A 5837-nucleotide genomic window follows, 5' to 3' on the forward strand; every position below is an offset into this window, starting at 1 on the left:
TAGAGGCTGCGCATCTTGCCATCCAGACCCCCGCCCTGGCCGTCGCCCGCATAGCGGGTTTGGTAGACGTTGAGGTTGCCGCCCAGCGCGGTTCGGCGGTCCATCTGGTAGTGCAGATGGCCGCTCAAACCCAGCCGGGTCTGGCCCTGCTGGGCCGGCCAACTGCTGGCGCGCATGCGCTCCACATCTACCCCCGTGCCCCAGCTCATGCGGCTGGTGCTATGGTCCATGCGCCAGTAAGCGCCTTGCGTGCCCGAGGGCAGCAGGTAGTCGCCAAAGTACAGATTGGGCCGGGTCACATAGGCGCCCCAGGAATGGCGATAGCGGCCCAGCTTGGTGTCGGCCTCCAGGTACAGGCCCTGCGCGCTGCCGCCTGGAGACTGCGCCGAGTCGCTGCTCACCATGCTGCCCAGCGCGGTGAGCCGGCCGCGCAGCGCACCATCTTGCTGCGTGGGTGAGCCATAGCCCAGCGCCGCAGCCCAGCTGCTGACCCGTTTGCTGCCGCTGCCCTGGTCGTTCCACAGGCCATAGTCCACGGCGGGGATATGGTTGGCCTGGTTCAGCTGCCCTGCGGCATACCAGGCCCCGCCCAGGCGCTGGGTGGCGCCCACCCAGGCGAGCGTGCCCTGGCTTTTCTCGAAACCGGGGTAGGGGCCGCCCAGCAGGTCGCCGCGTGCGCCCATGCCGGCGCTGATGTCAAAGTCCGCGCCATAGATGCGGGTGGACAGGCCGCGCAAGGTGCTGGTGCCCAGCATCAGGCGGTAGTTCTGGCCCAGGCCCGTGGTCAGCTCGCTGTAGCCGTCGCCGATGGTGGTATCCATGCGGATGCCAGGGGTCACAAGCAGGCCCAGGTTGCGCAGCGTGATGCGCTGGCTGCTGGATTGGCGGGCATAGCCCAGGGCGCCAATGCCATTGAAGGCGTCTTGGCCGCCATGCATGCTGCGCACATCGGCCTGCAGCAGCCACTCGCCATAGTTCAGGGTTTGCTGGCGGTACTGGATGCGCTGGCCCAGCTCGGTGCCCCGCTGCCGGCCCAGCTCGCCATTGTCGGATTGGGCGACGCCCAGGCGGCTCTCCAGCACCCAGCTGCGCAGCCCCAGCGGCAAGGTTCTGGGGTCGACTTCTTCGGCTTCACCGGCCCGCAGGGCCGCCAGTTCATCGGCGCTCATGAAGTTGTCCTCATAGGCGGCAGGCGCGGCCTCGATGATGGCGCGCAGCCGGGCTTGTTCGGCTTGGGCGGGGCTCAGTGACTCCACCTTGGCGCTGGCTGCTGCCTCGCTCTGCGCTTTCATCGGGAGGGCATACAAACACAGGCCCAGGGCCAAGCTTTCCCACACGGCATCCCTTGAAAGCGTCTGGAAGAGACCAGTACCGCAGTGAAAGAATGGCCGTTGGAAAACACTCATTTGTAATCAGAAGTTAGCTTTCATGGCCTGGTCTTTTGACTAAAAACACAAGCAATCAATCATAAAAGTTCGATACTTTACGTTAAGTGTGTCAGAGAACATAACAAATGGATACATGTCATCATGTAAAGAAATTTGAAGAAATTCATGAAAGTATTTAGCTTGGTTTCGTGGTGGTTTTATGTCGAAAAACTATTCTTGTTATATGTTTTTTGGATAAACAATTAATAGATAGCAAGACGGCTTTAGGCGGCAAGCCTTGCACCCATATAGACCCTTGATCTGTGTTGATGAAGACTGAGCTCCCATGACCAAAAAACCCATTCCTTCCAGGCCAAAGTGGCTCAACTGCTTCACTTGGTGACGCATTCGCTGTATTCGAACCAAGAGATCTTCTTGCGCGAGCTGATCGCCAATGCGTCTGATGCATGCGACAAACTGCGCTTTGAAGCACTCAATGACAGCGGTTTGTACGGCGACCAGCCTGAGCTCGAAGTGCGCGTGTCCTATGACAGCAAGGCCAAGACCTTGACCATCACCGACACCGGCATTGGCATGACCACGCAAGAGGCCATCGACAACCTGGGCACGATTGCCAAGAGCGGCACCAAGGCCTTCATGGACAAGCCGAGCGGCGACCAGAAGGCCGATTCGCAGCTGATCGGCCAGTTCGGCGTGGGCTTTTACTCCGGCTTTATCGTGGCCGACAAGATCACCGTCGAATCGCGCCGCGCGGGTGCGGAGGCGTCGGAAGGCGTGCGCTGGACCAGCGGCGGCATGGGCGACTTAAGGCGGCGGGAATGCGCACCGAGCCTCCGGTGTCCGAGCCAATGGCGATATCGACCAGGCCCCGGCCGACGCTGACCCCGGCACCCGAGGAGGAGTCGCCAGGGATGTGCAGCACATCGGCGGCATTGCCCGGTGTGCCGAAATGGGGGTTGATGCCCACGCCCGAGAACGCGAACTCCGTCATATTCGTCTTGCCGACGATCACCGCGCCGGCAGCGCGCAGGCGCTGCACCACCGGCGCATCGTGCGCGGCCGGGGCGCTTTGGCGGCGCATTTTTGCGCCGGCGGTGGTCACCTGGCCAGCCACATCGAGCAGGTCCTTGACCGACACCAGGGCTTGCAGCGTCTATCGCAGGCGCTGCAGTAGTCTCAAGGCACGGACGCGGTAAAGCTCAGCTGCCCACTGTAATTGCCGGCTGTGCGACTGATGGCGCTGTTGTAGCCAAAGGTCCAGTTGGCCGTCCGGATGGTGACCAGGCTGTTGACGGTGCCGGTGCCGCCCCCGGTGACATTGACGCTGGTGCCGGTGCCGCTGGCCGGAAGGGTGGGAGCCGGCAGGGCCGCGTCGCTGCTGGTGATGCTGACCATGTTCATCGGAATGGTGTTGCTGCCGCTGGTCAGCGGGGTGGTGACCGTGGCATAGACGCTGACCTGGCCGCCATTGCTGCGCACCTCGACCGGCAGCACATTGCCGCTGGCGGTGACGGCAAATGCGGGCGCTGCGCCGTTCCAGTTGACGGCGGTGTTGTTGCCATTGATGGGCGTGATGGGTACCGCAGGAATGGTGGGGCTTAGGTTAAAACCCACCTGTGAGGTGGTGCCGCCGGGTGTGGGCCAGGCGCCATCGCCGATGCGGAAAAACACATACTTGTCGATCTGGATGGAAAAGTTCAGCGCCACCGCCGGGGTGTTGCGTGGCAGGTTGCCGGTGCCAGAGGTGGCGCTGCCCGCCTGCGCCGCTGGGCACAGGGCAGTCAGCACCAGTGGCAGCAGCGCATGGCGCAACAGCTTCAGCGGGCAGCGCTGCGTGCTCATTGGAAATCCGCATTCAGCTTGAAGCTGCCCTTGTCCCAGTCCAGCAGGCCACTGGCCTTGATGGGGTAGCTGGGCTGAATGGCAGGCTGTCCATCTTCGCCCTTGGGGACCAGGGCCAGGTGGCGGGTCTGGCCGGGCATGATGGGGGTGCCTTCCACGGCCAGCATAAAGTCGCGGCCTTTGGCATCCTTGGCGTCCACCGTGCCTTCGAGGCGGCCATGGGCATCACCGCTGTTGCGCACGGTGATGGCCGGGCTGCGCGTGCCGGCAATGTCGCGCATGCCGATCTGCTGTACTTCAAGCTTGGGCTCGGCGCCGCCCAGCATCACATAGACGGCCACGGCGATGCGTCCGGTGACCGGCAGGCTCAGGCTGGCGCCCCCGCTCTGGATGATGGTCTGCTGGGCGGGCTCCACGCCTTCGATGGCGATCATGAAGCGGCATTCACCACGCGGCGCATCGGCCGGGGGGGTGATCTGGAAGCGAAAGGCCTGCTTGGTCTGCGCCGGTACCTTGACGGTGCGGCGCTCCAGTGCCACCCAGGGGCGGCAGCTGCCGGGCAAGAGCTCATCGTGGTAGGTGATCTGGCCATCGGCCGAGTAGCTCCAGTCCAAGGTGCGTACCGACAGGGCGGTGGCGGCCGAGCCCAGGTTGTGCAGATCGATGGATTGGCCCAGGCGCTCGCCGCTCTTGGCGCTCAGCTCAAAGCGCGACGGGGAGACCGCCATCTCGAACGGTGCTGCCTGTGCCAGGCAAGCGACAAGTGGCAGGGCCAGAGCCAGAGAGCGGCGCACAACGGAGAGAAAACTCATGGCTGGGTCTCGATTTCAAAATAGGATTCAAAGCGCAGGTTGCCGCCTTGGCCGATTTGCAGCTCGCGGCGGTCAATGCGCAGCTGCAAGTCAAAACTCTCGGTGATCCAGGGCGCACGCACCACGCCGCTCCAGACCAGCACGCGGTCGCCGGGCCGGCCCATGCCGCCCTGGAACAGCCCGCTGCTGCGCCATTGCACCTGCATGCCCATGGGCGAGCGCAGGCCGGCTACTGCCAACGGGATGACGTAGTAAATGCGGGCCTGCTTGCCCACATAGGCGGCGGTGGCCAAGCGGTATTCCACATGTCCGAAAGGCAGGCTGATGGTGTTCGGATCCAGCATCTGCGCATTGCGAAAATCCGAGTTGATCTGGGGACGTGGGGAGCTGGAGTCGTCCAGCCGGGTGGCCTGGGCATGGGCGCCTTGGCCGCAGGCGCCGGCCATGGCCAATAGAGCAGCACAACAGCGAAGGCGAAAGCTGGGCATGGACCCGTCTCCTTATTCCATCGACGCGGTGAAATACACCGTGCCCCGGTAGGTCCCTGCCGGGTAGAACGTGTCGTTGGCATAGCTGAATGTCATGCGCGTGGCATTCATGTTGCGCGTCTGGTACGTCCAGGTGCCCAGACAAAGAATGATGATCGGAATCGAGCAGATGTTGGCATTGGCGTTGAAGCTGGCGATCTGTTGGTTGGTCGCACCGTTGAACTGACCGCTCTGAATATCTCCGGCTGCCGAGCCACTGCTGTTGCTGACTGTCCAGCTGATCTTGCTGAACGGGATGACGGTGCTGCCACAGGCGCCGCTTTGGCAGACCAGGCCGGCGCTGGAGTCCACCCGCAAGGTGACGGGTCGGGCGACTTCCGAAGCAATGATCGGGCGCACCGGGGTGACCGAGATATCAATGGCGGGTGAGCCGGGGACGGCGGGGGGGGTAAGGCCCGCATTGTTGCCTGAGACATTGAACTGCACCGTATCGGTACCGGCAGCAGATCCCACCTGCAGCGACAGCGCGTAGTTGGCGGTGCTTGCGCTGTCGCTGACCGTGATGATGACGGCGTTGGCGGGCACCGTGATGCCGCAGGCGAGCAGTACCAGCCCCGCACTCAGCGGTGCGCGTGCTGCCCGCAGGGGGGCACGCGCGGCGGTGGTTGCATCGCGCTTGCGCATCAGACGCCTGTCGCCGTATAGGTGACGGAGCCGGTGTAGGTGCCTGCGCTCCAGGCGGTGGCCGTGCCGGTCAGCGCATAGGTCCAGGTGCCACTCAACAAGGTGTTGGGGGTGAGCGTGGTGGATGCGCATGCGCCCAGGTTGGCGCCGGGATGGGGCACCGGCGTTGCACCTGCTGCTGTCACGGTGAAGTTGGCATTGGGTGGGCCACCAGCGGCCGGGCTCCAGGCACCCACGGCGCAATTGATGTTGGCGGTGCCGGCATTGGTCCAAGCAGATACAGCCAGCACATTGCCCGTAGGGGTAACGGCCACGGTAGGGGCAGTGCCATCCCAGGGCACCTGGACGTTGTTGGCGGTGGCCGTGGGCGTGGTGCCGGGGGTGGGCGGAATGGTCAGCGTTGCGTTCCAGGTGACGGTGTCCTGGACGGCATTGCTGGAACCCACCTTGAGCAGGATCAGCTTGGGGATGACCACGCTCAGGTTGACCTTGGCGGTGGCGGTCACGGTGCCCGTACCGGCCGAGGAGAAGCCGTATTGGCTTTCCGCCAAGGCATGGCCGGCGTAGGCCAGCGCCAGGGCAGATCCCAGCGCCAATGCTTTCAATTTTGGGTGTTTCATGGT

General features: G+C 63.7%; 5 protein-coding genes and 3 pseudogenes. 1 reads left to right on the forward strand and 7 read right to left on the reverse strand.

Annotated features, from left to right (window positions below; genetic code table 11):
• Positions 1-1292, reverse strand: a pseudogene (locus H928_RS25525) (hypothetical protein); the annotation flags it as partial.
• Positions 1293-1703: 411 nt separating this feature from the next.
• Here H928_RS25525 and H928_RS0100175 point away from each other — a divergent pair.
• Positions 1704-2192, forward strand: a pseudogene (locus H928_RS0100175) (ATP-binding protein); the annotation flags it as partial.
• Position 2193: 1 nt separating this feature from the next.
• Here H928_RS0100175 and H928_RS30460 read toward each other — a convergent pair.
• The 6 genes and pseudogenes from H928_RS30460 to H928_RS0100205 all read right to left on the reverse strand — a co-directional run.
• Positions 2194-2526, reverse strand: a pseudogene (locus H928_RS30460) (amidase family protein); the annotation flags it as partial.
• Positions 2527-2564: 38 nt separating this feature from the next.
• Positions 2565-3230 (reverse strand): hypothetical protein, encoded by a 666-nt coding sequence (locus H928_RS0100185; RefSeq protein ID WP_021024661.1) that lies wholly within the window; start codon positions 3228-3230, stop codon positions 2565-2567.
• Entirely contained in the window at positions 3227-4042 is an 816-nt protein-coding gene (locus H928_RS0100190) for a hypothetical protein (RefSeq protein ID WP_021024662.1), read from the reverse strand. Before H928_RS0100190 ends, H928_RS0100185 begins: the two co-directional genes overlap by 4 nt.
• On the reverse strand, positions 4039-4530 hold the full coding sequence (locus tag H928_RS0100195) for a hypothetical protein (RefSeq protein ID WP_239644858.1): 492 nt from the start codon (positions 4528-4530) through the stop codon (positions 4039-4041). The genes H928_RS0100190 and H928_RS0100195 overlap by 4 nt, the downstream gene beginning before the upstream one ends.
• Before the next feature lie 12 nt (positions 4531-4542).
• Positions 4543-5214, reverse strand: coding sequence for a hypothetical protein (locus H928_RS0100200; protein WP_021024664.1), 672 nt, complete (start codon positions 5212-5214; stop codon positions 4543-4545).
• A partial coding sequence (locus H928_RS0100205; RefSeq protein ID WP_306729878.1) for a hypothetical protein occupies positions 5214-5837 on the reverse strand: 624 nt, incomplete at its 5' end. The genes H928_RS0100205 and H928_RS0100200, both read right to left, overlap by 1 nt.

Source organism: Comamonas sp. B-9 (assembly GCF_000410635.1).
Taxonomy (GTDB): domain Bacteria; phylum Pseudomonadota; class Gammaproteobacteria; order Burkholderiales; family Burkholderiaceae_C; genus Comamonas.

Excerpts from the sequence above, each read along its gene's own strand:
- H928_RS0100190 (WP_021024662.1), bottom strand. The coding sequence starts at position 4,042 with ATGAGTTTTCTCTCCGTTGTGCGCCGCTCTCTGGCTCTGGCCCTGCCA.
- H928_RS0100195 (WP_239644858.1), bottom strand. The coding sequence starts at position 4,530 with ATGCCCAGCTTTCGCCTTCGCTGTTGTGCTGCTCTATTGGCCATGGCC.
- H928_RS0100185 (WP_021024661.1), bottom strand. The coding sequence starts at position 3,230 with ATGAGCACGCAGCGCTGCCCGCTGAAGCTGTTGCGCCATGCGCTGCTG.
- H928_RS0100200 (WP_021024664.1), bottom strand. The coding sequence starts at position 5,214 with ATGCGCAAGCGCGATGCAACCACCGCCGCGCGTGCCCCCCTGCGGGCA.